Annotated in this window: 1 protein-coding gene; it reads right to left on the reverse strand. The window is 72.0% G+C overall.

The window, feature by feature from the left end; genetic code table 11:
• Nucleotides 1-76 precede the first annotated feature (76 nt).
• Nucleotides 77-800: GDP-mannose 4,6-dehydratase (locus tag ABD323_RS42450; RefSeq protein ID WP_344447397.1), on the reverse strand; the 724-nt coding region annotated here is incomplete at its 5' end.

The following is an 800-nucleotide window of genomic DNA, read 5'->3' on the forward strand; positions in this document are numbered from 1 at the left end:
CCTACGCACGGATCACCTTGTACGAGGTCGGCGTCGCAGTTCCCCGAGCCCCTGGCGTGTGCCACCTGGCGAAACGTCAGACCTGGTAGCGGTCCGGCGCGAACGCGTCCAGGTTCGCCGCGACCCACGCGGAGGTGTGCCGCAGTCCCTCCGCCAGCGTCACCCGGGGCTGCCAGCCGGCCAGTTCGCGGACCCGGCTGTTGTCGGCCAGCAGCCGCTCCACCTCGCTGCCGCTGGGCCGCAGCCGCGACGGGTCGACCACCACCTCGGCGTCCCGCCCGGATGCGGCGATCAACTGCCCGGCCAGCTCGCCGATCGAGATCTCGCTGCCCGTCCCCAGGTTGAGCACCTGGCCGACCGCCCGGTCGGCCACCGCGACGGCCAGGAAGCCCTCGGCGGTGTCGGTGACGTACGTGAAGTCCCGGGTCGGGGTGACCGAGCCGAGCTTGATCTGCCGGGCGCCGGAGTGCAGTTGGGCCAGGATGGCGGGGATCACCGCGCGGGCCGACTGCCGGGGACCGTAGGTGTTGAACGGGCGGACCACCGAGACCGGCAGCTCGAAGGCGTGCCAGTAGGAGAGCGCCGTCATGTCGGCGCCGATCTTCGAGGCCGAGTACGGCGACTGCGGCTGGAGCGGGTGCTCCTCGGTGATCGGTGCGGTGATCGCGGTGCCGTAGACCTCGCTGGTGGAGGCGTGCACCAGGCGGGCGCCGTGCCGCAGGCAGGCTGCGGCGACGTTCTGGGTGCCGACCACGTTGGTCTGCACGTACGCCTCGGGCGACTGGTAGCTGTTCGGGGAG

It is taken from the genome of Kitasatospora nipponensis (assembly GCF_039528135.1).
Taxonomy (GTDB): domain Bacteria; phylum Actinomycetota; class Actinomycetes; order Streptomycetales; family Streptomycetaceae; genus Kitasatospora; species Kitasatospora nipponensis.